The organism is Shewanella halotolerans, from assembly GCF_019457535.1.
In the GTDB taxonomy this organism is placed as follows: domain Bacteria; phylum Pseudomonadota; class Gammaproteobacteria; order Enterobacterales; family Shewanellaceae; genus Shewanella; species Shewanella halotolerans.
Window position 1 is genome coordinate 57,452 of the sequence record NZ_CP080417.1, and the last position, 24,076, is coordinate 81,527.

The following is a 24,076-nucleotide window of genomic DNA, read 5'->3' on the forward strand; positions in this document are numbered from 1 at the left end:
TATCATTTTTGGTTCAGGCCTATTTTAGGTGTCTGCCACCATCCAGTGCCAGGGAGCGTCCCGTTACATACTGGCTCTGCATCAGGTAGTCGATCGCCTCTAGCACCTCGACTTCGCCACCCTCTCTGGCAAGTACCGACTTGGCCTTGGCCTTCTCGCGGTAGGCGGCATCGTCCTGCTCGTTAAAGCTGATAAGCGCCGGGGCGATGGCGTTGACCTTTACCTGTGGCGCCAACTTGGCGGCGAAGGAGAGGGTCATGTTTTCCAGTGCGGCCTTGCTGGCGGCGTAGGCGATATGTTTCTTGCTCCCCTTTTGCGCCACATAGTCGGTGATATGGATGATGTCCGTCATGGTCTCGGGATTTTGTAGTAGCTGTGCCAGTGCGAGATTGAGCTGGTAGGGGGCGTAGACATGTACCTGCATCATCTGGGCGATCACCTGGTCGACGCCCGCAGTGTCATCATCACTCAGCCAGAGCGAGGCGTTGTGGATCACCGCATCCAGCTGCTGATAGTTCTGTGCTAGCGTCTGAATCAGCGCCTCGAGCTGGGTTTGGTCGGTGAAGTCACAGGGGTAAAGTTCGGCGCCCAGCTCGGTGAGGGCATCTATACTGGGGTAATGGCTGCGATAGGTGCCAATCACCCTGTGTCCGCGGGCGAGAAAGGCCTTGGCCAGATAGAGGCCGATACGCTTGCCAACGCCTGTGATGAGTATGGTTTTTTGCATCCTGATGCACTCTTTGATTCCCGATGTTGGGCCGATAGTAGCTTTCGCGACTCGCCGGGTTCAAGTGCTTTTAGGGCTTATTGTTGTCGTCCTTTCTCTCATTTATGTGATTCATCATAAGTTTATTGTCTCTTAACAAATCATTTATTGTTTGTATTCGAATTATGTTGTTGGTCATCCATATCACAGGTTTTAAGGGTTTTCACCGCTAAAACTGGATCTATATGGTCGAAATTTGGCTGTAATTTGGAATAAAAGGTTGATGGCGTTACAATAGGTTCGAATATTTTTATTGCATTGCTATGAGTTCAAATCATTTTAATTAAATCTAAATGATGGCCTGGTGGCGATTCTTTGAGGTCTTAACGGAGAGAATCGATGACGAAAGGTATTGATAAGTACAGCATTGAAAGCACCGACTATACCGTCGGTCAGGACAATGTGCAGAAGTGGGGGTTCGATGTGCATAACCCCGTATTTGGGGTGAGTGCGGGGTTAATTGCCGCCTTTCTATTGGCAACTTTGTTGACCGATGCCGAGACGGCCAAGTCTGTGCTCGATGGCATCAAGTGGAAGATTATCGGCGCCTTCGACTGGCTGTTTATCTGGTCGGGGAATATTTTTGTACTCTTCTGCCTGGGTCTGATCTTCTCGCCTTACGGCAAGATAAGACTCGGTGGTAACGAGGCCACCGCAGATTACTCCTTCCTCTCCTGGCTATCCATGTTATTTGCCGCCGGTATGGGGATAGGCCTGATGTTCTGGAGTGTGGCAGAGCCCGTGGCCTATTTTACCGGTTGGTATGAGACGCCGCTCGGGGTCGAACCCAACACGCCGGAGGCGGCCAAGTTGGCGTTGGGGGCCACCATGTTCCATTGGGGTCTACACCCCTGGGCCATCTATGGTGTCGTGGCGCTGTCGTTGGCCTTTTTCGCCTATAACAAGGGTATGCCTCTCTCCATCCGCTCCATCTTCTACCCCCTGCTAGGTGACAGAGCCTGGGGCTGGGCGGGACATATTGTCGATATCCTTGCCGTGCTGGCGACCCTGTTTGGTCTGGCAACCTCGCTAGGACTTGGCGCTCAGCAGGCGGCCAGCGGTATCCACCATGTGTTTGGTATAGAGGCCAGCCTGGGGCTGCAGATGATAGTGATCGTCGCCGTGACTCTGCTGGCAGTAGTGTCCGTGGTACGGGGTATCGACGGCGGCGTTAAGGTGATCAGTAATATCAATATGATAGTCGCCTTCCTGCTGCTGATCCTGGTGGCCATGATCGGCTACGCCGTCAGCTTGGGCAGCATTCCTACCACCCTGATGGCCTATGTAGAGAACATTATTCCGCTCAGTAATCCACACGGGCGTACCGATGAGGCTTGGTTCCAGGGCTGGACAGTATTCTACTGGGCCTGGTGGATCTCCTGGTCACCATTCGTTGGCATGTTTATCGCCAGGGTTTCTAAGGGGCGTACCGTGCGTGAGTTCATCACCGCCGTGCTATTGGTGCCGACCGCTGTGACTCTGATCTGGATGTCGGTATTTGGTGGCATGGCGATCGATCAGGTCGTCAACAATGTGGGTGAACTAGGTGAGAAAGGTCTGACAGACGTGCCACTGGCCATGTTCCAGATGTTCGATGTGCTGCCTATGGGCACTCTGCTCTCTATCATCGCCGTGATCTTGGTATTGGTGTTCTTTATCACCTCGTCGGACTCAGGTTCACTGGTGATCGACAGCATCACGGCCGGCGGCAAGATAGATGCGCCGGTACCGCAGAGGGTGTTCTGGGCCCTGCTCGAGGGCGCGATTGCCATGGCCCTGCTGTGGATCGGTGGGACCGAGGCGATTCAGGCCTTGCAGGCCGGAGCTATCTCGACCGCACTGCCCTTTACCGTGATACTGCTGCTGATGTGTGTCAGCCTGCTGAAGGGGATGCGCACCGAGCGTTTCTAATGCGGATTGAGTGAAAAAAAGGAGGCCTCTGGCCTCCTTTTTTATTGCCTGCGCCGATGTCAGAGCAAGTATAAACGTCAATACCAGAGCTCAGACAAGCGCTAACGCCAGAACTCCTTGATGGGGCGGTTGGGGTCGAAGTGATGGGCTATCTGCGCCTGCAGTAACTCGGCGGTGGCGATGGCGTCGGTCAGGGCGTTGTGGGGCGGATAGCTGGGCAGGCCGTATCTTGACCGGCTTTGACCCAATCGCACCGAGCCTGGCTTGTCGCCCTTGAGGCGTTGTAGCAGGCCGCCATGTTGGCGCTTCTGTAGCTCAGACTCCAATGCCATGGTGTCGATGACAGGAAACTCAATTCCCTGGTGAATGCGACGAATAAGCGCCCGCTCCAAGAACTGCTGCTCTATCTGCCGATAGTGCACCACCATGATCTTGCCCGCCATCTGTTCCAGCACCTGTTCGAAGACGGCGGAGAGATCCGGTGCGTCCAGTATGTCGCTGTGGGTGATGCCGTGGATGATCACCGACTCCTCTGCCAGCTGTTCTCTGGGTCTTACCGTCCAGTGTTGGGCGCGATTGAGAAAGATCCGCCGCAGATTAAAGGGCACTGTGCCTATGCTGACGATATCGTCCTTATCCACGTTCAGGCCTGTGGTCTCGAAGTCCATCGCCAGCAGCTCGACCTGTGATAGCGGCGTGTCGGGATCCGGCAGGCCGCCCAGGTAGTACTGACGTAGTCCCAGGTGTTCAGTGGTCTTGAGCCGCTGCTCAAACTTGCCCGGCCAGTCGATGCTAGGTGGTGATAGTAGCTTCTTCAGCATCTTAGGCTCACTTAAATTGATTGCTTGCGTTGTAGCGGAACTTGAGGAAGTTCTGGGCGTTACTCAAGATCTGAAACGCATCTTTGAGGTTACGTCGCTCGAAATCCGACAGATGCTCAGGCTCTATGTTGTTGTCGGGATCGATTCCCTGCTCCACGTCGAAGGCCTGATGGCGGATGCGTACCATGGAGATAAATTCCATGGCGTCCCGTAGATCCTCGCCGCGCCCCTTGGGCAGTATGTTGGCGTCTATGATGTCATCCAGGCGCTCGAAAGAGTTGCGTGCACGGGAGCCCACCGCCAGGGCATGTACCCGGATGAGATCCGCCAGCGGCGCCGTGCCCCGGCGTTTGAGGTTGATGGAGTTGTTGTGGCGGCCATCTTTTTCCATCACGAAGTCTTTGAAGAAACCCAGTGGCGGGGTGCGATTCAAGGCGTTGCGGGCGAGGCAGGCCAGGAAGCGATTGTTCTTGCGTGCCCGGCGCACGATGAAGCCGTTGAGCTGCTCGGCCCACTTGAGGCGGCCATAGACGCCGTCGAGATCGAAGAAGATGGAGGCGTTGAGTAGCGCCTTAGGGTTTGGATCGTCGATCCAGTCGGCGAAACAGGCCTCCCATTCTTTGCGTGTCATGCGCCACATGGGGTTGGTGGCCATGATATCCCCGGTGCAGTAACTATAGCCGCAGCTATCCAGTCCATCGCAAACGAAGTTGGCCAGCTGGCTGAAGTAGTCGTCGTGCTTCGCCTTGTCGAAGTCGTCGTCGAGTATGATGGCGTTGTCCTGGTCTGTCACGATCAGCTGCTCGTCGCGGCCCATGGAGCCCAGCGCCAGGAAGCAGTAGGGGATGGGCGGTGGACCGAGTTTCTCTTCGGCCAGCTCGAGTATCCGCTGTTTGAAGCTGCGGCCGATCACCGACATGGCGCTGCCCACCATGTGGGAGTTGGCGTCTTCGTTCACCAGTCGCACGAAGCTGTCTTTGACCTGGGTGGCGAGGGTGGCCAGCTCCTCCAGACTCTGTTGCTGGAAGATGCTGCTGACCAGTAGCAGGGAGTTTTGCGACTCGTATCTGACGATATCCGTGGCTTCGATGATGCCTATGGGTTTGCGTCCCTTGCACACCGGTAGATGATGCACGTTGTAGCGCAGCATGGTGAGCATGGCCTCATAGACATAGGCGTTATGGTCTAAGGTGATCACTTCTGTGCTCACCACGCTGGCCAGCTCGGTGCCTGGATCTATTCCCTCGGCCAAGACCCGGGTGCAGAGATCCCTGTCTGTGATGATGCCAAGCAGGGGACTGGTATCGGCATCATCCTCTTCCAGGACGTCCGGGTCGATCACCAGGAGGGCGGAGACATTCTCCTGAGCCATCATGATGGCGGCCTGTTGTATGCTTTCGCCTTTATGGATCAGCGGGGCATCCCGGGTGAGTAGTGTCTTCACCTTAGAGGTGGTCAGATCGTTCTGTTCGCTGGAGTTAGAGACAGTCTGGCGCAGCCGGGCGCTGTCTTCTACTTCGACGAAGTCGGCAAAGGTGTCGTACTCATCGTACAGCTGCTGGAAGATTGCCTCTGGGATGCAATAGACCAGGGTGTCCTCGATCGCCTTGACCGGGAAGCGCACCTTGTTGTTGGTAAGCAGGCCCATTTGGCCGAAGAGATCGCCGCTATCGAGGCGGTTATAGAGTTCGCCCTTGCGGCGGTAGACCTCTACCACGCCGCTGCGCACCATGTAGAGGTCATGGATCTGATCGCCAAAGTGGATGATGGGGGTGTCTTGGCGGTAGTAGGCGATCTCCACATGGTGGCTCACCATGTCGACCACCTCGTCGGGCAGGGCGTTAAACGGGGGATATTGGCTTAAGAAGTTTTGGATCTCGTTTAACTCTGCTTCCATAGATCTGCCTGTGGCTGATTTTCTCCTGCGATGGCTAACATACTAACTCAAAGACAAAGCGATGTGTGGGCCACTGCCCAAAAAGATCCCCGGGTCTAGTGAGCCGTCCACAACATCTGGCCGCACTGGCTGAGATCATAACCGCCCAGCTGAGCCGCCAGCTGACGGGTCTGGGTGCTGCCGAGCATCTCAAACAGGGCCTGGAGCTGACGACGGAAGTAGATCCCCTGGGGCATCACGAAGTCGAAGGATTCGGTGACCAGAGGCACGAAGCTCAGGCCACTCTCCAGCGCCACCGACTGACAGCCGAAGCCGATATCGGCCTCGTTACGGGCGATGAAGCCTGCAAGCTCGCGCTCGCTATAGGCGGTGATCTGCGGATTGAGCTGCTCTATGCTGGCACCTTGCTTGATCAGCCAGTGTTCCAGGTGTTGCTGACTACCTGCACCGGCCTGGCGGCCGACCCAACGCCAGGGCAGGCTGATCACTTTCTCCTCTTCCTGGCATCTGTGGTGCATCTCGCTGCGCATCATCAGCCCCTGCTGGCGGGTGTAGCCGTGCACCATCACCCACTGCTGGTGGTTGGGGTAGCCCTTGAGCAGGGCGGGGTGACGTATGTTGCGCTCCTCCACATTGCCCCAGTGCAGGGTACAGACGTCGGCGTAGCCGCGCGACAGGAGATCCAGCCCCATGCGGGAGCCGGTGGAGCTATAGCTGATAAGATCGCTCTTGCCTATCTTAGACATGAGACGGGCCACCAACATGGAGAGCAGGGGGTCGTCGCTGCCGGTGATGTGCATGCGATCCGACAGCATGCCGCTATGGCAGGAGTCCATGACCCAACGGTCGATCAAAATCTTGGGAAACAGCCACTTACCCGTCACCTTGGTGGCGGGCAATATGCGGTCATTGGCCATGGAGTAGACCTTCTTCTCATTCAGGTCGAGATATTCGGCGACCTGTTTGGCGCTCATGTAGACGAGTTCGCTGGGTTCAGTCATTGATAATCCTTTAACCTTCGCCGTTAACCTAGATTACGTTTCGGCGGTGTGGCATCAAATTCGATATTTTCCGCACCATGATAGATGAGGAAGTGGCGCCCCTTGGCGCGGGCGATCATGGTGATCCCCAGCTTCTGGGCCAGTTCCAGCCCCATCTGGGTGGCACCGCTGCGCGAAAGCAGGACGGGGATACCCATCTTGGCCACCTTGATCACCATCTCTGAGGTGAGTCGCCCCGTGGTGTAAAACAGCTTGTTGCCACCGCCCTGCTGCTTGAGCCACATCTCGCCGGCGAGGGTGTCGACCGCGTTGTGACGGCCGACATCTTCGACGAAGCCGATGATCTGATCGCCCTCGCATAGGCCACAGCCATGCACGGCACCGGCATTCTTATAGGTCTCGTTGTAGGCGCTGATGTTATTGAGCAGGCTGTAGAGCATGCTCTGTTTCAGCTGAGGCGTGGGCAGGCGGATATCCTCGACACCATCCATGAAGCCGCCATAGACAGTGCCCTGGCCGCAGCCTGTGGTGACCGTCTTCTCCGCCAGTTTCTCCTCCAGGTGCGCCGTCGACTCCTTGGTGATCACCGCCGCCGAGTTGACCTCCCAATCCACAATCACAGACTCGAGCTGATGGACGTCGCTGATGAAGCCCTGGTTCTTCAAATAGCCTAGTGCCAGTGCCTCGGGACGGGCACCCAGTGTCATCAGGGTCACTATGGGTCGCCAGTTCAGGTAGAGAGTGAGGGGGCGCTCGCAGGCGATATATTTGTCGACCACTTCGCCCTGCTCGTTGATGGCTTTCACCGCCATGGTGAGTGGGGCATCGGCTTGGGTCTTGACCAGTGTGGGGTGTTTGAAACTTGTCATTGCTCTCGTCTTGTTGCATTGGGGCGCATTGAGCATAGCAAGTATCGTTCCCACGCAAGGATTTCGAGTGTAAATGCGTGATCCAGGCGCCGACTTTGTGTGATGTCGCCCTTTTCTGTCCCGGCCAAAATGGCTTTTAGGACAAATTGTCCTACGCTTGTTAGGGATTTGATGATCCAGTTCAAACTATTCCCCTTCTAGCGATGGCATGTAAATTGCTTCGTATAGGTCTATCGCTAACCCAATGCCCGGCGAATCAGCAATACGCCGGCCTGCTAGGCAAAACGGAGACGCAATGCAACATACCGAAAGTCAATGGCCCATGTATGTTTCACTGAAAAAGGTGGAGAAACAGATGGGGCGCTGGACCGCTGAAAGTTGGGAATTAGATCAGATAGTTCCCGCCACCCAGCCCGCACCAGCCGGGGCCCACATAGTGATGCTTGAACTCTACAAAGATGAGCGCGGCAGCTATCGCATCAACCTGGATATGGATAACGCCATGCTCTACGTGGTGTGCGACGAGCTGGAAGATGGCACCTGGGTGCCCGCCTATATCTCGGCCGACCAAAATGTCGCAGCCGGTTGCCTCGAGGGCGACACCCCAGTGCTGAACTTCCCCATGCCCAAGGCGATCGCCTGCTGGATAGAGGCCTTCATCACCCGTCACGGCGAGGTGGAGATATGCGCCCATAGGCGTAAGCATGTCAATCGCCGTAAGAACGAGGGGCCGAGTACCAATCCGGATAGGGGGCTAGTGTCCTGATGAGTGAGAAGCCAAGCGGACTCTTTGCACGCTGGACTCAGCGTCGCCAACAGGTGCAGGCCGAGGAAGAGGCGGCGCGTCTGGCTGAACAGGCCCAGGAAACGCCGGTCGAGCCATCGGTTGAGGCCGAAGGCGCGGATGGTGTCGAAGCTAGCGACCAAGTCGCTCCCGAAGAGAAGAAGATACTGACTGCCGAGGACCTACCGGATCCCGAGAAGATAGAGGTGGGCGGCAGCTTCGCCAGTTTCATGGCCGACAACGTCGATCCTGATGCCAAGACGGCGGCCCTGAGGGCCCTGTGGAAGCAGCCACACTATCACGAGATCGATGGCCTGCTGGAATATGCCCTGGACTACACAGACCAGCCCAAGTTGACCGCCGAGGTCTCGGCCGAGCTAGCCAAGAAGGTCTTCAGGCATCTGATCAAGGATGAAGAGAAGGTCGAGGCGGCTGCCGAGACGGCGGAAATCCAGCTGGCACAGCAGGAAAATGCTGCGCCTCAGGTCGAGGACAATTTGGACAGGGCATCCGACGAGGTGTCCCAAAATGAACCAGAAATACAGGCCTCAACCAAGCCTCCTGTTGTTTAAGGTAAGTTTAGAGTGCTTTTAAATCCATAAATTTGGTACGTGAATTGCTGTATTAACGACAATTAACAACGAGTTAGATAATCGTTGAACTTAGGGTGAAGCTGGCGCAACAAGCGCATGCCGTCAGAGCACAACAGCCACCCGGCTGATACAGCAGCCAAATACTGCTTAGGAACGCAATGTGAGCATGCATTTAGAGACGAGCGACAATTTGGCCCACCTGAAACAGGTGCGCCAGCAAGTGTTGGGACAGACACAAATTCTGCAAAACCTGATCCCACCCACAGTGAGTTACACCACAGAGGGCAATGTGTTGATCATTGGCCCGGAAGACTTGGCTCGCCTGGCGGCCGACAAGCTGGCCAACATGGGTCAGCGCGCCATTCTGGCCAACGAATCGATCACCAGCCAGGATGAAGACCACCTGGAGAAGGTGATGAACGCCGCCGAAGATGTCGAGAGCTATTACAACAAGCTTATCGAGATCAAAGGCTTCCTGGGTCAATTCCAGGTCAAGGTTGAGCATGACAACGGCACCGCTGACCTCAGCCTGGTGGCCATTCGTAAGGCCCATTTCGATCTTATCCTCGACCTTAGCCAAGCGCCCTGCATCAACCTCGAGATGCTGCCACCGGGTTACTTCTACGTGGGGCAGGATGAGGCCAAATTGATGGATGCCATCGCCCAGCTGCCCGAGTTGATCGGCGAGTTCGACAAGCCGCGCTACGTCAAGGTGAACAGCGATATCTGTGCCCACCACAGAAACGGTATCGATGGCTGTAACCGCTGCCTCAACTTCTGTCCCGCCGACGCCATCGCCAGCGTGGACCATAAGATAGAGATCGACCCTTACCTCTGCCACGGTGCGGGCAGCTGTACCAATGCCTGTCCGACCGGCGCCATCAGCTATGACCTGCCGACGCCACAGGCGCTGCACTCCTACCTGAACAAGTTGGTGACACGTTTTCGCAGTGCGGCGCAGACAGCTCCAGTGATTTTATTCCACGATGCCAGCCTGGGTGCCTCGCTGATCGGCGATGAGCTGCCCGGTGCCATCTTGCCGGTGGAGCTGGAGGAGATCACAGTCGCCAGCATGGATCACTGGATGGCGGCCCTGGCCTGGGGCGCGCGTCAGATCTTGGTGCTCAACACTGAGGCCACAGCGCCAACCCTGACCCAGATGCTCAACGGCGAGCTCAAGCTGGCCAACGAGATCCTCGACGAGATGGGTCAGCCACAGCGTGTGAGCGTGATTGAGGCCAGTCAGATTGCCGAGCTGGCCGCACTGATCGAACCTAGCGCCAGCTGGCCCATGATAGTACCGGGCGAATTTGCCGCCACCACTAAGCGTGAGACCCTCTACGCGGCGATCGATCACCTCAACAGCCAGGCGGCCTCTACCGATGCCTGTCTGAGCAAGAGCAATATTCCTTACGGTAAGGTGAGTGTTAATACCGATAACTGCACCCTGTGTCTCTCCTGTGTGTCGACCTGTCCGACACAGGCGCTGACCGACGGCGGCGAGAAGCCCGCGCTCTATTTTGTCGAGCAAGCCTGTGTGCAGTGCGGCCTGTGTGAGTCGGCCTGTCCGGAGAAGGTGATCAGCCTGACACCACAGATCAATTTCGATGCGACTGCTCGTCAGAGCCGTCAAACCCTGAATGAGGAGGCCCCGTTCGAATGTATTCGTTGTGGTACCCCATTCGCCACCCAATCCATGGTGCAACGGATGCTGGATGTAGTCGGCGGACACAGTGCCTTCAGTGCCAATACCGAGCGTCTGAAGATGTGTAGCGACTGCCGGGTAAAAGACATGTTTGAAGACATACTTCAAGATCCTGAAAAGCAACTGCGATAAGAGTTTAGCCATGACCGAATTAGTAAGAGAAGTTTCAGAAAACGATCAGTTGAGAGCCGATATCTACCAGCTTTTGGCGGCGCTTTTACGCAAGCAGCCAAGTGCTGAACTGTTGCAGTTCCTTTCCACCCTGGAGATAGATGCCGACGATGACAGCGACATGACCAAGGCCTGGTTGGCGCTTAAATTGGCGGCGGGCCAGTTTACCCCTGAGCAGCTGGAAGATGAGTACTTCAACATCTTCCTCGGCGTGGGTAGCGGTGAGATCTTGCCCTATGGCAGCTGGTTTATGACTGGCTCGCTGATGGACAAGCCGTTGGCACTGCTCAGACAGGATCTGGCCCAGCTGGGGTTTGAGCGCAGCGAAGAGGTGAAGGAGCCGGAAGATCATGTGGCCGCCCTGTGTGAGGTGATGGGCACCCTGATCCTCGAGGCGCCTGGCTTCCGTCAGTTGGCGTTTTACCAACGTCACATCGGCAGCTGGATCGATCGCTTCTGTGACCACCTGGGACGGGCGCCAAGCGCGGCCTTCTATGCCACTGTGGCCCAGCTGGCGAAGGCGTTTTTCGTCATCGAAGCCAACGAATTTGAACAACTTAAGTTAGATATTCCGGTGAACTGCCCCGGCAGCGAAGCGGAGAAGATTGAACCGACAGCCAGCGAACTCGCGTCCTAGGTTGTGGTTTAGCTTAGTGGTCGGCGCCAACGCGCCGACATATTGAAACCGAGGGGCAACCCTCATCAAGCGTCGGGTTCTGGTCTTAGTGTCGACTTATCTGCAAAGCCAAATCGACCGAGATGAAGAGACTAGAGCCTAAATTGAGTCAACATCAAGGAGACACTATGAAGAAGCAAGCTTCTGATATGGGTCGTCGTCAATTGCTAAAAGCATTAGCCCTGGGCAGTGCAGCGGGTGCCGTGGCAACCGTGAGCGGCCAGGCCGCGGCGGCAACGCCTGCACCTCAAAAAGATGCAGCGCAAGGCGATGGTTACCACGAGACAGATCATATTCGTAGTTATTACGCGTCGTTACGTACCAAGTAAGCCTTGGACGAGTAATTACGCAGTAATTCAATAACATTAGGAGAGTGTGTGATGCGATTAACCCGCAAAACAGACCAGGCAGAAGTCGCTAAAAAGCCTGCCCTGGGTCTAAGTCGTCGTCAGTTCCTTCAGTCTGCAGGTCTTGCTACTGGTGGTATTGCCGCGGCTTCTATGCTTGGCGCTGGAATGATGCGCAAAGCCGAAGCGAAAGAAGTGCCACATGATGCGCCAACCGAAGTGAAGCGTACCATCTGTTCTCACTGTTCAGTGGGCTGTGGTATCTATGCCGAAGTACAAAATGGTGTGTGGACAGGCCAAGAGCCAGCTTTCGACCATCCATTCAATGCCGGCGGCCACTGTGCCAAGGGTGCATCTCTACGTGAGCACGGCCATGGTGAGAAGCGTCTCAAGTACCCCATGAAGCTAGAAGGCGGTAAGTGGAAGCGTATCTCTTGGGATCAGGCTATCGAGGAAGTGGGTCAGAAGGCGCTGGATATCCGTAAGGAGTCAGGCCCGGATTCAATCTTCTTCATGGGTAGTGCCAAGTTCTCTAACGAGCAGGCTTACCTCTACCGTAAATTCGCTGCCATGTGGGGCACCAACAACGTCGACCACTCGGCACGTATTTGTCACTCTACCACTGTAGCCGGTGTTGCTAACACCTGGGGCTATGGTGCGCAAACCAACTCGTTCAACGATATCCGCAACGCCAAGGCGATGATGTTTATCGGTTCTAACCCTTCAGAAGCTCACCCGGTTGCCATGCAACACATTCTGGAAGGTAAAGAGCGCGGCGCGAAGATTATCGTTGTCGATCCTCGTTTCACCCGTACTGCGGCTAAGGCCGACGAGTACGTGCATATTCGCCCAGGTACCGATATTCCTTATATCTACGGTCTGCTGTGGCATATCTTCGAGAACAAGTGGGAAGACCAGACCTTCATCGACCAGCGTGTCTACGGCATGGAGCGTATCCGCGAAGCTGCCGCTAAGTGGAACCCTGAAGAAGTTGAAAACGTGGTCGGTGTACCTAAAGAGCAGATGTACCGTGTGGCCAAGACACTGGCCGAGACTAAGCCTGGCACCATCGTCTGGTGTATGGGTGGTACTCAACACCACATAGGTAATGCCAATACCCGTGCTTACTGTATCCTGCAGTTGGCCCTGGGTAACATGGGCGTCTCTGGTGGTGGTACTAACATCTTCCGTGGTCACGATAACGTACAGGGCGCTACCGACTTCGGTCTGCTGTTCGACACCCTGCCTGGTTACTATGGCCTCAAGACAGGTTCTTGGAAGCACTGGTGTAACGTATGGGATCTGGACTATGAGTGGGTGAAGGCTCGCTTCGACCAGGAACAGCGTCTGGGTCAGGATCCTATGACCTCTACCGGTATTCCTTGTTCTCGTTGGCACGACGGTGTGCTGGAAGACAAGTCTAAGATCGCTCAGAAAGATAACATCCGTATGTCATTCTTCTGGGGTCAGTCTGTCAACACCGAAACCCGTGGCCGTGAGGTGCGTGAAGCACTGAATAAGATGGACACAGTAGTGGTTGTGGATCCATTCCCAACTATGGCAGGTGTGATGCATACCCGTAAAGATGGCGTTTATCTGCTGCCGGCGGCGACTCAGTTCGAGACCTATGGTTCGGTATCAGCCTCTAACCGCTCACTACAGTGGCGTTCACAGGTTATTGAGCCGCTGTTCGAATCTAAGCCTGACCACGTCATCATGTACAAGTTGGCGAAGAAGTGGGGCATAGAGAAAGAACTGTGTAAGCATATCCAGGTGAACGGTGACGAGCCGTTGATCGAAGATATTGTCCGTGAATACAACAAGGGTATGTGGACCATCGGTTACACAGGTCAGAGCCCAGAGCGTCTCAAGATGCACCAGGAAAACTGGGGTACCTTCGACATCAAGAGCCTGGAAGCACCGGGTGGCCCAGCTAAGGGCGAAACCTACGGTCTGCCTTGGCCATGTTGGGGCACACCTGAGATGAAACACCCAGGTACCCAGATCCTCTACCGTACCGACCGTGAAGTCCGCTTCGGTGGTGGTAACTTCCGTGCCCGTTACGGTGTTGAGCATGAGGGTAACAACATCCTGGCCGAAGGCTCTTACTCTAAGGGCAGTGAGATCAAGGACGGTTACCCAGAGTTTACCGACAAGATGCTCAAGCAACTTGGCTGGTGGGACGACCTGACCGCAGAAGAGAAAGCGGCTGCCGAAGGTAAGAACTGGAAGACAGATATCTCTGGTGGTATCCAGCGTGTCGCCATCAAGCACGGTTGTATCCCATTTGGTAACGCTAAGGCTCGTTGTATCGTTTGGAACTTCCCTGATGATATTCCGGTTCACCGTGAGCCTCTGTATACGCCTCGTCGTGATCTTGTGTCTAAGTACCCAACTTACGATGACCGTATGGTTGCGCGTCTTCCTACCCTGTACAAGTCAATTCAGGATCAGGACTTCGCCAAAGAGTTCCCGCTTGCCTTGACCTCTGGTCGTCTGGTTGAGTACGAGGGCGGTGGTGAAGAGACACGTTCTAACCCTTGGTTGGCAGAGCTTCAGCAGGAGATGTTTATCGAAATTAACCCTGCTGATGCGGCGGATCGTGGTCTACGTGATGGTGATGTCGTATGGGTTCACAGCCCAGAAGGCGCCAAGATCAAGGTGCAGGCAATGGTGACACCGCGTGTGATTGAAGGCGAGTGTTTCATGCCGTACCACTTCGCGGGTATGTTCGAAGGCGAGAGCCTGGAGAAGAGTTACCCAGAAGGTACAGTGCCTTACATCATTGGTGAATCGGCCAACACCGTATTGACCTATGGCTATGACGTGGTGACCCAGATGCAAGAGACTAAGTCTAGCTTGTGTCAGATCACTAAAGCCTAACGGAACTTGATGAGGAGATAAGCCATTATGGCAGTCATGAAATTTCTATGTGACACCAAACGCTGCATCGAGTGTAACGGTTGCGTCACAGCATGTAAGAACGAAAACGATTCCGCTCTCGAGTGGGGTATCCAACGCCGTCGCGTCGTGACCATCAACGATGGTCAACCCGGTGAAGCCTCGATCTCTGTGGCTTGTATGCACTGTACCGACGCCCCTTGTCAGGCCGTTTGCCCAGCAAACTGCTTCTACAAGACGGAAGATGGCCTAACACTACACAACAAAGATACCTGTATCGGTTGTGGTTACTGCCTATACGCCTGCCCATTCGGTGCGCCTCAGTTCCCTAAGAAGAGCACCTTTGGCAGCCGCGGCAAGATGGACAAGTGTACTTTCTGTGCCGGTGGCCCAGAAGAGACCTTCTCCGAAGCCGAGCGTAAGAAGTACGGCGCTAACCGTCTGGCCGAGGGTAAGTTACCTATGTGTGCCGAGCTTTGTTCAACCAAGGCACTGCTCGCTGGTGATGCGGAAGTGGTTTCCAACATCTACCGTGAGCGTATTGCGGCCCGTGGTAACCCTAATGCGATCTGGGGCTACACCCCTAAGACTGGCGTTTAAAGTGAATAGTACCGTAAGCCTTCGGGCTTACGGTCTGTAAAGGAGTGACTATGTTATTAAAATCACTGCGCAGCCTATTCACTGTGTTGTTATTGCCATTGGTCTTGGCAATGGGCTTAGGCTTGACGACGTCAGCCTATGCCGTTGACGAACAGACCAGTCAACAGATGGCAAATACCAACGACGCTGAGCTATGGCGAGCCGTGAAGTCAGGAGACAAGGGATACACCACAGCCAAAGGCGCTGAGGGTGGGGTCATGATTAACGTGTCGGCTATCGAAGGCACTAACGTTAAGAACGACTATCTCACCCCAGTGATGGCGCTGGCCGTTTGCGGTGTGTTCGGTGCTTTCTTGATCTTCTATCTGGTGAATGGCCCTTCAAAGCTAAGTCATGGTTTCTCTGGCAAGATGGTATTGCGCTGGAGCAAGGCCGATCTTTGGATTCACTGGGTGATGGCGCTTTCCTGCCTGGCATTGATCTTTACCGGTCTTAACATCATGTTGGGTAAGCATGTGCTACAACCCTATGTGGGCACAGGCATTTGGGGCTCGCTGATCTACGGCAGCAAGACGATCCACGATTACGCGGGTCCCTTGTTCATCGTGGCCTGGGCTATCTGTGTGGTTAAATGGATGCCGTTGCAGACATTTAAGCTGTATGACCTTAAGTGGTTCCTGGTGGTTGGTGGCTACATCAACTTCGGACCCTTCAAGGGCAAGCACCCAGACAGCGGCTTCGCCAACGCCGGTGAGAAGATGTGGTTCTGGACGCTAACCCTGTTCGGTCTGTTTATCGCGGTATCCGGTATCATGCTGGTGATGCCTGGCCTGGAACTGCCACGTGAAGCCTCTATGGCGGCACTGCTGGTTCACGGCCTTAGCGCCATCATCATCATCGCCTTTACTATCGTCCACATCTGGATGGCGACGGTACTGAGTGAAGGTGGTATGGAGTGCATGAAGTCGGGTTACTGTGATGAGAACTGGGCGGTACAGCACCACAACCTTTGGTACGATGAGATCAAAGATAACGGTACCCTGACTTACAGGGACTAGACCTACAGCGACTAGACTCAAAACGCAGACGCGTTATTGAATAAAAGCGCATAGATGAAGCACCCCACCTAGGCATTAGGCGGGGTGTTTTTTTGTGGTTAAAGGTTGAGAATTTTAGCGGATCCAGATCACCTTTGGCTGTTTTTTGAACGCGCTTTTTATTTTCAATAACAACAACTTCATTACATCTACTGGATCCCGGTTTTCGCTATTTTTAGGGATTGCCAGCAAAGTGTATTGGCTAAAGTATGACTGGCTTAACACTTTGGCCATTTATTCATTTTTTCCGCTTATTGACCCCTGTTTAGATCAATATCTCCGCCTCGCTTCTTACCTATATTGCAACGGCAATTAATCGGATGTTTTTAAAAAACATAGCATTTTTACCAAGCTGCCACCTGTAAATAACATTGCTTTAACCAATGTGCCGATGGCGGTTTTGAATAAATCATCCCTACTAATCGAAACTTCCTAATCCACTAGGAGCAAGAATGAAGAAGCAACAGCCCGATCTGAATCGTAGATCTTTGCTGAAAGCACTCACCATAGGTGGTACGGCCGGTGTGGCCATCGCCGCGAGTGGTGTGAGTGTTGCCAATGCAACCGAAAGTAAATCTCAAGAAAAACATGCCGATGGCTACCATGAAACTGCACATATCCGCAGTTATTACAATAGCTTGCGTAGCTAATTAGGAGAATTTGAGCGATGAAGTTAACGCGCAAAACAAATGAGGCAGTCGCAACGGCTAAGCCAAGCTTAGGCATCAGCCGTCGTCAATTCATGAAGCATGCGGGTATCACAACCGGTGGTATTGCTGCAGCCTCTCTTCTCGGTACCGGCATGATGCGCCGCGCCGAAGCGAAAGATATTCCACACGATGCCCCAATCGAGATCAAGCGTACCGTATGTAGTGCCTGCGCCGTGGGTTGCGGCCTGTACGCCGAGGTCCAAAACGGTGTTTGGACGGGTCAGGAACCAGCATTCGATCACCCATTCAACGCCGGTGGTCACTGTGCCAAAGGTGCTGCCCTGCGTGAACATGGTCACGGCGAGAAGCGTCTTAAGTACCCAATGAAGCTGGTCGACGGTAAGTGGAAGAAGCTCTCTTGGGAGCAAGCCTTCAACGAAGTCGGCGACAAGATGCAGAGCATCCGCCAGGAGTCGGGCCCAGATTCACTCTACTTCATGGGCAGCGCCAAGTTCTCTAACGAAGGCTGCTACATGTACCGTAAATTTGCGGCCATGTGGGGTACCAACAACGTCGACCACTCGGCACGTATCTGTCACTCTACCACTGTAGCCGGTGTTGCTAACACCTGGGGTTATGGTGCGCAAACCAACTCTTTCAACGACATTCAGAATGCGAACGCGATCTTCTTCATCGGTTCAAACCCTGCCGAGGCACACCCTGTTGCCATGCAGCATATTCTGATCGCCAAAGAGAAGAACAACGCCAAGATCATCGTGGTTGACCCACGTTTCTCTCGCACCGCGGCTCACTCAGATCTGCACTGTGCACTGCGTCCTGGTACCGATATTCCGTTCATCTACGGTATGTTGTGGCACATCTTCGAAAACGGCTGGGAAGACAAGACTTTCATCCAGCAGCGCGTATTCGAGATGGACACCATCCGCGAAGAGGTGAAGAAGTTCCCACCACAAGAAGTGGCTAACATCACAGGCGTGAGCGAAGAGCAGGTTTACCAAGCGGCTAAGCTGATGGCTGAAAACCGTCCTGGTACTGTGGTTTGGTGTATGGGTGGTACCCAGCACCATGTTGGTAACGCCAACACCCGTGCCTACTGTATTCTGCAGCTGGCTCTGGGCAACATGGGCGTATCTGGCGGCGGTACTAACATCTTCCGTGGTCACGATAACGTACAGGGCGCAACCGACTTAGGTCTGCTGTTCGACACCCTGCCTGGCTACTATGGCCTCAAGACAGGTTCTTGGAAGCACTGGTCACACGTTTGGGATCTGGATTTCGACTGGGTTAAGGGTCGCTTCGACCAGAACGAATACCTGGGTCGCATCCCAATGAACACTCCTGGTATTCCATGTTCTCGTTGGCACGACGGCGTATTAGAGACGCCTGAGAAGCTGGCGCAGAAAGATCGCGTGCGCATGGCCTTCTTCTGGGGTCAATCTGTGAACACAGAAACCCGTCAGCGCGAGGTACGTGACGCCCTGGATAAGATGGACACAGTCGTGGTTGTGGATCCATTCCCAACTATGGCGGGTGTCATGCACCGTCGTAAGAATGGTGTCTACCTCTTACCAGCGGCGACTCAGTTCGAGACCGAAGGTTCGGTATCTAACTCTGGCCGTAGCCAGCAGTGGCGTGAGAAGGTGATCGAGCCACTATTCGAATCTAAGACAGATATCGAGATCATGTATCGCCTGTCGCAGAAACTCGGTTTCGACACGGAATACACTAAACGCATCGCTAAAGATGCCAAAGACATGCTAGTGATCGAAGACATCACCCGCGAGATCAACCGCGGTATGTGGACTATCGGTATGTCTGGCCAAAGCCCAGAGCGTCTGAAGCTGCATACCCAAAACTGGGGCACCTTCAGCAACAAGACGCTTGAAGCAGAAGGCGGCCCAGCCAAGGGCGAAACCTATGGTCTGCCATGGCCATGTTGGGGCACACCAGAGCAGAAACACCCTGGTACCCAGATCCTCTACAACACAAACAAACACGTACTGCAGGGCGGTGGTAACTTCCGTGCCCGTTATGGCGTCGAATACCAAGGCAAGAACCTGTTGGCCGAAGGCAGCTTCTCTAAGGGCAGCGAGATCCAAGACGGTTACCCAGAGTTCAGCGACAAGCTGCTCAAGCAACTGGGCTGGTGGGATGACCTGACCGCCGAAGAGAAGGCGGAAGCCGAAGGCAAGAACTGGAAGACCGACCTTTCTGGCGGTATCCAGCGTGTGGCCATGAAGCACGGCTGTATCCCATTTGGTAACGCTAAGGCGCGTTGTATCGTGTGGACCTTCCCGGATCAAGTGCCTGTGCACCGTGAGCCGCTGTACACACCACGTCGCGATCTCGTGTCTAAGTACCCAACCTACGACGACATGCAAGTCCATCGTCTACCGACGCTGTACAAGTCTATCCAAGAGAAAGACACGGCAACCAAGTACCCACTGGGTCTGACTTCTGGTCGTCTGGTTGAGTACGAGGGTGGTGGTGAAGAGTCTCGCTCTAACCCATGGCTGGCCGAGCTACAACAAGAGATGTTTGTTGAGATCCACCCAGGCGATGCCGCCGACCGTGGTATCCGCAACGGCGATACCGTGTGGCTGGAAGGCGCCGAAGGTGGCCGCATCAAGATCAAGGCCATGGTTACCCCTCGCGTTAAGCAAGGTGTTACCTGGATGCCATACCACTTCGCCGGTGTGATGCACGGTGAGAGCCTAGAGAATAACTATCCAGAAGGTACTGTGCCTTATGTGATTGGTGAGTCTGCGAACACGGCATTGACCTATGGTTATGACCCTGTCACGCAGATGCAAGAGACCAAAGCGTCGCTTTGTCAGATCACTAAAGCTTAAGTATCGGGAGATTTGCCATTATGGCTACAATGAAATTTTTATGTGATACCAAGCGCTGCATCGAATGTAACGGCTGTGTCACGGCATGTAAGAACGAAAACGACTCTGCGCTGGAGTGGGGTATTCAACGTCGCCGCGTGGTGACCATCAACGACGGTCAGCCAGGCGAAGCCTCTATCTCAGTGGCTTGTATGCACTGTACCGACGCCCCTTGTCAGGCGGTTTGTCCGGCAAACTGCTTCTACAAGACGGAAGATGGTCTGACGCTGCACAACAAAGACACCTGTATCGGTTGTGGCTACTGTCTGTACGCCTGTCCGTTCGGCGCGCCTCAGTTCCCTAAGAAGGGCGCCTTCGGCAGCCGCGGCAAGATGGACAAGTGTACCTTCTGTGCCGGTGGTCCTGAAGAGAATCACTCAGATGCAGAGCGTCAGAAGTACGGTTCTAACCGTATTGCCGAAGGCAAGCTGCCTATGTGTGCCGAGTTGTGTGCGACTAAGTCGCTACTTGCCGGTGATGCTGAGGTTATCTCAAACATCTTCCGCGAGCGTGTTGCATACCGTGGTTCGAAAAATGCGATTTGGGGTTAATCCCCAGCTTGTATAAGGCCACAACAATCCACACCGGGCTCGCCCGGTGTGGACGATAAGGATGTAATATGAACAAATGGTTCAAACAATTTAGCGTGATCTTAGCGCTAGTGATAGGTACCACATTCAGTGCCCTGTCGTTCGCCCATGGCGACGCGACCGACCATACCCATGCCGCCACCGAGGGGCAGGTCTGGTCTGAGATTCAGGCGGGCGCCACCGGATACACTACCTCTCATGGTCAGTTCCACAACCAGCCAATTAACAGCTATGATCTGCGGGTACTCGAGCTTCGCAGCGACTGGCTGGCACCTGCCCTGATGGCGGCGCTGTTTGGCATGATCATCATCTTCGTGCTGTTCATCAAGGTGAACGGTATCTCCAAGTTGCATCATGGCTTCTCGGGCAAGATGGTGTATCGCTGGTCGAAATTTGATGTCTCTATCCACTGGCTGGGGGCTATCCCATGTCTGCTGCTGATCCTCACGGGTCTGACCCTGCTGGCGGGACGTTTCTTCTTCCAGCCATATCTGGGTGAAGGCTTCTGGGCAGGTCTGGTCTATGGTGCCAAGCAGATCCACGACTACATGGCGATCCCCTTCATGATCGGTTGGGCGCTGATGACCACGCTGTGGGCCAAAAATCAGCTGCCTAAGATGTATGATGTTAAGTGGTTCCTGGTTGTTGGTGGTTACATCAACTTCGGTCCCTTCAAGGGTAAGCACCCGGATGCAGGCTTTGCCAACGCCGGTGAGAAGATGTGGTTCTGGGCCTTCGCCTTCTTTGGACTGATCATCTCGGCCTCTGGCATGTTGCTGCTGTTCCCGAACCTGTTCGAGCCTAGCCGCACCCTGAGCCTGATCGCCTTGGTACTTCACTCTGTCAGTGCCATCGTTATCTGCGCCTTCTCTATCGTTCACATCTTCATGGCGACCGTGATGTCAGAAGGTGGTATGGAGTGTATGGTGTCGGGTTACTGTGATGAAAACTGGGCGACCCAACATCACAACCTTTGGTATGACGAGATCAAGGCTAACGGCACGCTGAAGTACAAAGCGTAAGGCGTTCGCCGCGCACATCAGCGTTTCCTGTTACCATGAAAAAACACCTCACCGGGTTGCCGGCGGGGTGTTTTTTTATGCCTGCCGTTTAATGCTTGTCGTTTAATGCCTGGAGCAGAGAGTGATAGTAGCAGCTAGCAAGAGTCGCTTTTAGCAGCATTAGCCGTTAGAAACTTTAGCCGTTATAAATATTAGACATTGAGAATGTTGACAATAACAGCTAGTCCACTAAGTTGTGAGGAAAGCAATTTCACCATAAAGGAGCTGAATATGATCAGAAGGATCTTGATGGCGCTCGCCCTGAGTGTGAGTGTTAGTTTGAGTTTAAGTGTGAGCTTTAGCAGCCTTGCCGATACCTTTCGGGTGACCTCAGAGGTCAGCCTGCAAGGCGAGGTGCTTGGCGCGCCGATGCTACTGATTGATAAGGTTGAGGCCGAGCGGGTGATGCTGGCGGATAAGTACCAGTTCAGCGTTAAGGTTACGCCACACGATGAGGCTCAGGTGTTGGTGGATTTTAGCCTGAGCGGCGAGGGCTATGAGACCGCCTCTCAGGCGATAGTCGACCTGGACAAGGCCGCCTTGCTCACCTTTGGCGACCAGACATTTAGCTTTCTCATCAACAGGGTAGGCGACTGACTTAACAGTCGCTGTACATGACTTTGGTAGTCACGCTATCGGCGGTCGTGTCGACCTTCAGATAACAGGCGAGGGCGCCGTCTGCCATGAGATCCCCTGGGGTCTTAAACAGGCTGCTATCGCCGATGCGCAGCTCGATAACTTCCGCCTTCCAGCGCCCGCCATAGAACCATTCTCTCATGGTGACCGTCAGCAGCTGAGTTACCGCATCGCTGCTCCATTCCGGGTAGCCATATCTCACCTGAATTTTTTGGCTGTCGCCAGAATTGAGAAAGTAGCTGGCACTAGGTTGATTCTCTAGTCCCAGGATGGCCGAGCGGGCATAGACAAGTTGATTCGCGGCCTGCACCGAGGCCTCGAGCTGCTTGAGCTGGGCGATCCTCGCCTCTCGCGTCAGGCTTATCCACCTGCTGGCGGCCGCTACGCTGAGAATGGCCAGAATGATGATCACCACCACCATCTCTATCAGGGTAAAGCCAGAGGCTCCTTTATGTCTCATGGTTACTCGCATCTACAGGCTAACGCGTGGCAATAAATAAAGTGAAGGCAGCCTAACTCCTTGAGAGACATTTGCAAGCGAAACTGCATCACTTCTTGCAATAACATGTTGAATGATAATGGGTTGTTTGCTAGCTGTTGCGGCCAGGTTTGCGCCGTGTTGCCGGGTCGCGACCCGGCAGAATTTGACCTAAGATCAAGCTAGTCTCAACAAGCAGGAGAGAGAGATGGAGAGTAAAGCGGTAAGCGACAGCATGGGCGACCTTAATATTCCCGCCGATGCCCTCTACGGCGCGCAGACGGCGCGGGCGATCAAGAACTTTCCCGTGAGCGGCCGCCCCATGCCCCGCAGCTTCATCCGGGCCTTGTTGCTGGCTAAGCTCGCCGCCGCCGAGGCTAACGTGGCGCTTAGGTTGCTGCCGCCCAATATTGCCCCAGCGGTTGCCCAGGCGGTGCAGGAGCTGCTGGCAGATCCCCAGATGATGCGCCATTTCCCCATCGACATGTTTCAGACCGGCTCGGGCACCAGCAGTAACATGAATGCCAACGAAGTGCTTGCGACCCTGGTATCGAAGAGCCTGGGTCAGACCGTGCATCCCAACGATGTGATCAACCTGGGGCAGAGCAGCAACGACATCATTCCCAGTATCATCCATATCAGCGCCTTGCTGGCGGTAGAGCAGTCGCTGCTCCCTTCGCTAACCCTGCTGTCGCAGACCATCACGACTAAGGCGCAGCAGCTGGCCGATGTCACCAAGACGGGGCGCACCCACCTGATGGATGCCATGCCGGTGCGTTTCGATCAGGTGTTGGGGGGCTGGGCGAGCCAGATCGATGATTGCCGCGAGCGGATCGCCAGCCAAGGCGACGCCCTGGCCCAGCTGCCAGTAGGCGGTACGGCGGTGGGAACCGGGGTCAACACCCACGAGGAGTTCTCCCGGCTGTTCTGCGAGAGACTCAGCGCCCTGACCCGCACCCAGTTTCGCTCGGCGGATAATCTGTTTAGCCGCATGGCGAGCCATGATACCGCCGTCGCCCTCTCGGGCCAGCTGAAGACGCTGGCGGTGGCCATCATGAAGATCAGCAACGACCTGCGCTGGATGAACTCTGGCCCACTGGCGGGCCTGGGTGAGATTAGCCTGCAACCTTTGCAGCCGGGCTCCTCCATCATGCCGGGCAAGGTCAACCCTGTGATCCCTGAATCCGCCTGCATGGTGGCGGCTCAGGTGATGGGCAAGGATATGGCGATCACTATCGCCGGTCAGTCCGGCAACTTCGAACTCAACGTGATGCAGCCGCTGATCGCGGTTAACCTGCTAGAGAGCATAGAGATCCTCAGCAATGTCTCGCGCCTCCTGGCGGACAAGGCGATTGCGAGTTTCGTGGTGAATCGAGGCAAAATAGCCGACTCCCTGCATCGCAATCCCATACTGGTCACCGCCCTGAGCCCTAAGGTGGGCTATGTGCAGGCCGCTAAGATAGTCAAGCAGGCCTATCAGGAGCAGAGACCCATACTCGAGGTCGCCATGGAGCTCACAGACCTTAGTGAGGAGGAGCTTAGACGCCTGCTGGATCCCGAACGCCTGACCCGCGGCGGTCTGGCCTAGAGGCTGATGCCGTCAAGCGATG

21 protein-coding genes are annotated in these 24,076 nt (G+C 54.8%); 15 read left to right on the top strand and 6 right to left on the bottom strand.

All coding sequences use genetic code 11. The annotated features are described in order from the left end of the window. Positions 1-19: 19 nt before the first annotated feature. Complete coding sequence (folM, locus tag K0H81_RS00230) at positions 20-727, bottom strand: dihydromonapterin reductase (RefSeq protein WP_220059530.1); 708 nt, start codon at positions 725-727, stop codon at positions 20-22. 378 nt (positions 728-1,105) lie between these two features. On the opposite strand from folM, the gene K0H81_RS00235 reads away from it, so the two are divergent. Beyond that, the gene (locus K0H81_RS00235; protein WP_220059531.1) at positions 1,106-2,677 is read left to right on the top strand and encodes a BCCT family transporter; all 1,572 of its coding nucleotides are present in this window, start codon (positions 1,106-1,108) and stop codon (positions 2,675-2,677) included. Between the two features lie 101 nt (positions 2,678-2,778). Here the strand turns inward: K0H81_RS00235 and K0H81_RS00240 are convergent, their stop codons facing one another. The 4 genes from K0H81_RS00240 to K0H81_RS00255 form a co-directional block, all read right to left on the bottom strand. Further along, a complete protein-coding gene (locus K0H81_RS00240; RefSeq protein ID WP_144202348.1) occupies positions 2,779-3,498 on the bottom strand; it encodes a 3'-5' exonuclease in 720 nt (239 codons plus the stop codon). 7 nt (positions 3,499-3,505) lie between these two features. After that, entirely contained in the window at positions 3,506-5,395 is a 1,890-nt protein-coding gene (locus K0H81_RS00245) for a DUF294 nucleotidyltransferase-like domain-containing protein (RefSeq protein WP_220059532.1), read from the bottom strand. Positions 5,396-5,490: 95 nt separating this feature from the next. Next, positions 5,491-6,396, bottom strand: coding sequence for a substrate-binding domain-containing protein (locus K0H81_RS00250; protein ID WP_144202351.1), 906 nt, complete (start codon positions 6,394-6,396; stop codon positions 5,491-5,493). Between the two features lie 23 nt (positions 6,397-6,419). Beyond that, positions 6,420-7,265: a formate dehydrogenase accessory sulfurtransferase FdhD gene (locus K0H81_RS00255; protein WP_011863863.1), complete on the bottom strand. Its 846-nt coding sequence runs from the start codon at positions 7,263-7,265 to the stop codon at positions 6,420-6,422. A 295-nt stretch (positions 7,266-7,560) separates the two neighbouring features. On the opposite strand from K0H81_RS00255, the gene K0H81_RS00260 reads away from it, so the two are divergent. The 13 genes from K0H81_RS00260 (at position 7,561) to K0H81_RS00320 (ending at position 21,949) form a co-directional block, all read left to right on the top strand. Then, positions 7,561-8,031 carry a DUF3305 domain-containing protein gene (locus K0H81_RS00260; protein WP_144202355.1) on the top strand — a complete coding sequence of 157 codons (471 nt, stop codon included), beginning with the start codon at positions 7,561-7,563 and terminating at the stop codon, positions 8,029-8,031. After that, the gene (locus tag K0H81_RS00265) at positions 8,031-8,621 is read left to right on the top strand and encodes a DUF3306 domain-containing protein (protein WP_220059533.1); all 591 of its coding nucleotides are present in this window, start codon (positions 8,031-8,033) and stop codon (positions 8,619-8,621) included. Before K0H81_RS00260 ends, K0H81_RS00265 begins: the two co-directional genes overlap by 1 nt. A gap of 187 nt (positions 8,622-8,808) precedes the next feature. Further along, positions 8,809-10,479 (top strand): 4Fe-4S binding protein, encoded by a 1,671-nt coding sequence (locus K0H81_RS00270; RefSeq protein WP_220060762.1) that lies wholly within the window; start codon positions 8,809-8,811, stop codon positions 10,477-10,479. 10 nt (positions 10,480-10,489) lie between these two features. Continuing rightward, positions 10,490-11,155, top strand: a complete 666-nt coding sequence (locus K0H81_RS00275) for a TorD/DmsD family molecular chaperone (protein ID WP_041509655.1) — start codon at positions 10,490-10,492, stop codon at positions 11,153-11,155. A gap of 167 nt (positions 11,156-11,322) precedes the next feature. Next, entirely contained in the window at positions 11,323-11,523 is a 201-nt protein-coding gene (locus K0H81_RS00280) for a formate dehydrogenase (protein WP_144202359.1), read from the top strand. 51 nt (positions 11,524-11,574) lie between these two features. Next, positions 11,575-14,424: a formate dehydrogenase subunit alpha gene (locus tag K0H81_RS00285; protein WP_144202485.1), complete on the top strand. Its 2,850-nt coding sequence runs from the start codon at positions 11,575-11,577 to the stop codon at positions 14,422-14,424. Between the two features lie 27 nt (positions 14,425-14,451). After that, positions 14,452-15,042, top strand: coding sequence for a formate dehydrogenase FDH3 subunit beta (gene fdh3B, locus K0H81_RS00290; RefSeq protein WP_011863870.1), 591 nt, complete (start codon positions 14,452-14,454; stop codon positions 15,040-15,042). Positions 15,043-15,092: 50 nt separating this feature from the next. Next, a complete protein-coding gene (locus tag K0H81_RS00295) occupies positions 15,093-16,100 on the top strand; it encodes a formate dehydrogenase subunit gamma (RefSeq protein WP_144202361.1) in 1,008 nt (335 codons plus the stop codon). A 491-nt stretch (positions 16,101-16,591) separates the two neighbouring features. Further along, entirely contained in the window at positions 16,592-16,789 is a 198-nt protein-coding gene (locus K0H81_RS00300) for a twin-arginine translocation signal domain-containing protein (RefSeq protein WP_011863872.1), read from the top strand. 17 nt (positions 16,790-16,806) lie between these two features. After that, on the top strand, positions 16,807-19,662 hold the full coding sequence (locus K0H81_RS00305; protein ID WP_220059534.1) for a molybdopterin-dependent oxidoreductase: 2,856 nt from the start codon (positions 16,807-16,809) through the stop codon (positions 19,660-19,662). 20 nt (positions 19,663-19,682) lie between these two features. Continuing rightward, positions 19,683-20,252: a formate dehydrogenase FDH3 subunit beta gene (gene fdh3B / locus K0H81_RS00310; protein ID WP_011863874.1), complete on the top strand. Its 570-nt coding sequence runs from the start codon at positions 19,683-19,685 to the stop codon at positions 20,250-20,252. A 68-nt stretch (positions 20,253-20,320) separates the two neighbouring features. Continuing rightward, a complete protein-coding gene (locus K0H81_RS00315) occupies positions 20,321-21,313 on the top strand; it encodes a formate dehydrogenase subunit gamma (protein ID WP_220059535.1) in 993 nt (330 codons plus the stop codon). Positions 21,314-21,583: 270 nt separating this feature from the next. Further along, positions 21,584-21,949 (top strand): hypothetical protein, encoded by a 366-nt coding sequence (locus tag K0H81_RS00320; RefSeq protein ID WP_220059536.1) that lies wholly within the window; start codon positions 21,584-21,586, stop codon positions 21,947-21,949. A 1-nt stretch (position 21,950) separates the two neighbouring features. Here the strand turns inward: K0H81_RS00320 and K0H81_RS00325 are convergent, their stop codons facing one another. Beyond that, positions 21,951-22,448: a type II secretion system protein gene (locus K0H81_RS00325; RefSeq protein WP_220059537.1), complete on the bottom strand. Its 498-nt coding sequence runs from the start codon at positions 22,446-22,448 to the stop codon at positions 21,951-21,953. Positions 22,449-22,674: 226 nt separating this feature from the next. Between K0H81_RS00325 and K0H81_RS00330 the strand changes: the two genes are divergently transcribed. Next, positions 22,675-24,054 (top strand): class II fumarate hydratase, encoded by a 1,380-nt coding sequence (locus K0H81_RS00330; RefSeq protein WP_220059538.1) that lies wholly within the window; start codon positions 22,675-22,677, stop codon positions 24,052-24,054. Positions 24,055-24,076 lie beyond the last annotated feature (22 nt).

Coding starts and splice junctions, on each gene's coding strand:
- K0H81_RS00305 (WP_220059534.1), top strand. CDS start 16,807: ATGAAGTTAACGCGCAAAACAAATGAGGCAGTCGCAACGGCTAAGCCA.
- K0H81_RS00285 (WP_144202485.1), top strand. CDS start 11,575: ATGCGATTAACCCGCAAAACAGACCAGGCAGAAGTCGCTAAAAAGCCT.
- K0H81_RS00250 (WP_144202351.1), bottom strand. CDS start 6,396: ATGACTGAACCCAGCGAACTCGTCTACATGAGCGCCAAACAGGTCGCC.
- K0H81_RS00265 (WP_220059533.1), top strand. CDS start 8,031: ATGAGTGAGAAGCCAAGCGGACTCTTTGCACGCTGGACTCAGCGTCGC.
- K0H81_RS00330 (WP_220059538.1), top strand. CDS start 22,675: ATGGAGAGTAAAGCGGTAAGCGACAGCATGGGCGACCTTAATATTCCC.
- K0H81_RS00235 (WP_220059531.1), top strand. CDS start 1,106: ATGACGAAAGGTATTGATAAGTACAGCATTGAAAGCACCGACTATACC.
- K0H81_RS00280 (WP_144202359.1), top strand. CDS start 11,323: ATGAAGAAGCAAGCTTCTGATATGGGTCGTCGTCAATTGCTAAAAGCA.
- K0H81_RS00245 (WP_220059532.1), bottom strand. CDS start 5,395: ATGGAAGCAGAGTTAAACGAGATCCAAAACTTCTTAAGCCAATATCCC.
- K0H81_RS00295 (WP_144202361.1), top strand. CDS start 15,093: ATGTTATTAAAATCACTGCGCAGCCTATTCACTGTGTTGTTATTGCCA.
- K0H81_RS00240 (WP_144202348.1), bottom strand. CDS start 3,498: ATGCTGAAGAAGCTACTATCACCACCTAGCATCGACTGGCCGGGCAAG.
- K0H81_RS00275 (WP_041509655.1), top strand. CDS start 10,490: ATGACCGAATTAGTAAGAGAAGTTTCAGAAAACGATCAGTTGAGAGCC.
- K0H81_RS00325 (WP_220059537.1), bottom strand. CDS start 22,448: ATGAGACATAAAGGAGCCTCTGGCTTTACCCTGATAGAGATGGTGGTG.
- K0H81_RS00260 (WP_144202355.1), top strand. CDS start 7,561: ATGCAACATACCGAAAGTCAATGGCCCATGTATGTTTCACTGAAAAAG.
- fdh3B (WP_011863874.1), top strand. CDS start 19,683: ATGGCTACAATGAAATTTTTATGTGATACCAAGCGCTGCATCGAATGT.
- folM (WP_220059530.1), bottom strand. CDS start 727: ATGCAAAAAACCATACTCATCACAGGCGTTGGCAAGCGTATCGGCCTC.
- K0H81_RS00320 (WP_220059536.1), top strand. CDS start 21,584: ATGATCAGAAGGATCTTGATGGCGCTCGCCCTGAGTGTGAGTGTTAGT.
- K0H81_RS00300 (WP_011863872.1), top strand. CDS start 16,592: ATGAAGAAGCAACAGCCCGATCTGAATCGTAGATCTTTGCTGAAAGCA.
- fdh3B (WP_011863870.1), top strand. CDS start 14,452: ATGGCAGTCATGAAATTTCTATGTGACACCAAACGCTGCATCGAGTGT.
- K0H81_RS00270 (WP_220060762.1), top strand. CDS start 8,809: ATGCATTTAGAGACGAGCGACAATTTGGCCCACCTGAAACAGGTGCGC.
- K0H81_RS00315 (WP_220059535.1), top strand. CDS start 20,321: ATGAACAAATGGTTCAAACAATTTAGCGTGATCTTAGCGCTAGTGATA.
- K0H81_RS00255 (WP_011863863.1), bottom strand. CDS start 7,265: ATGACAAGTTTCAAACACCCCACACTGGTCAAGACCCAAGCCGATGCC.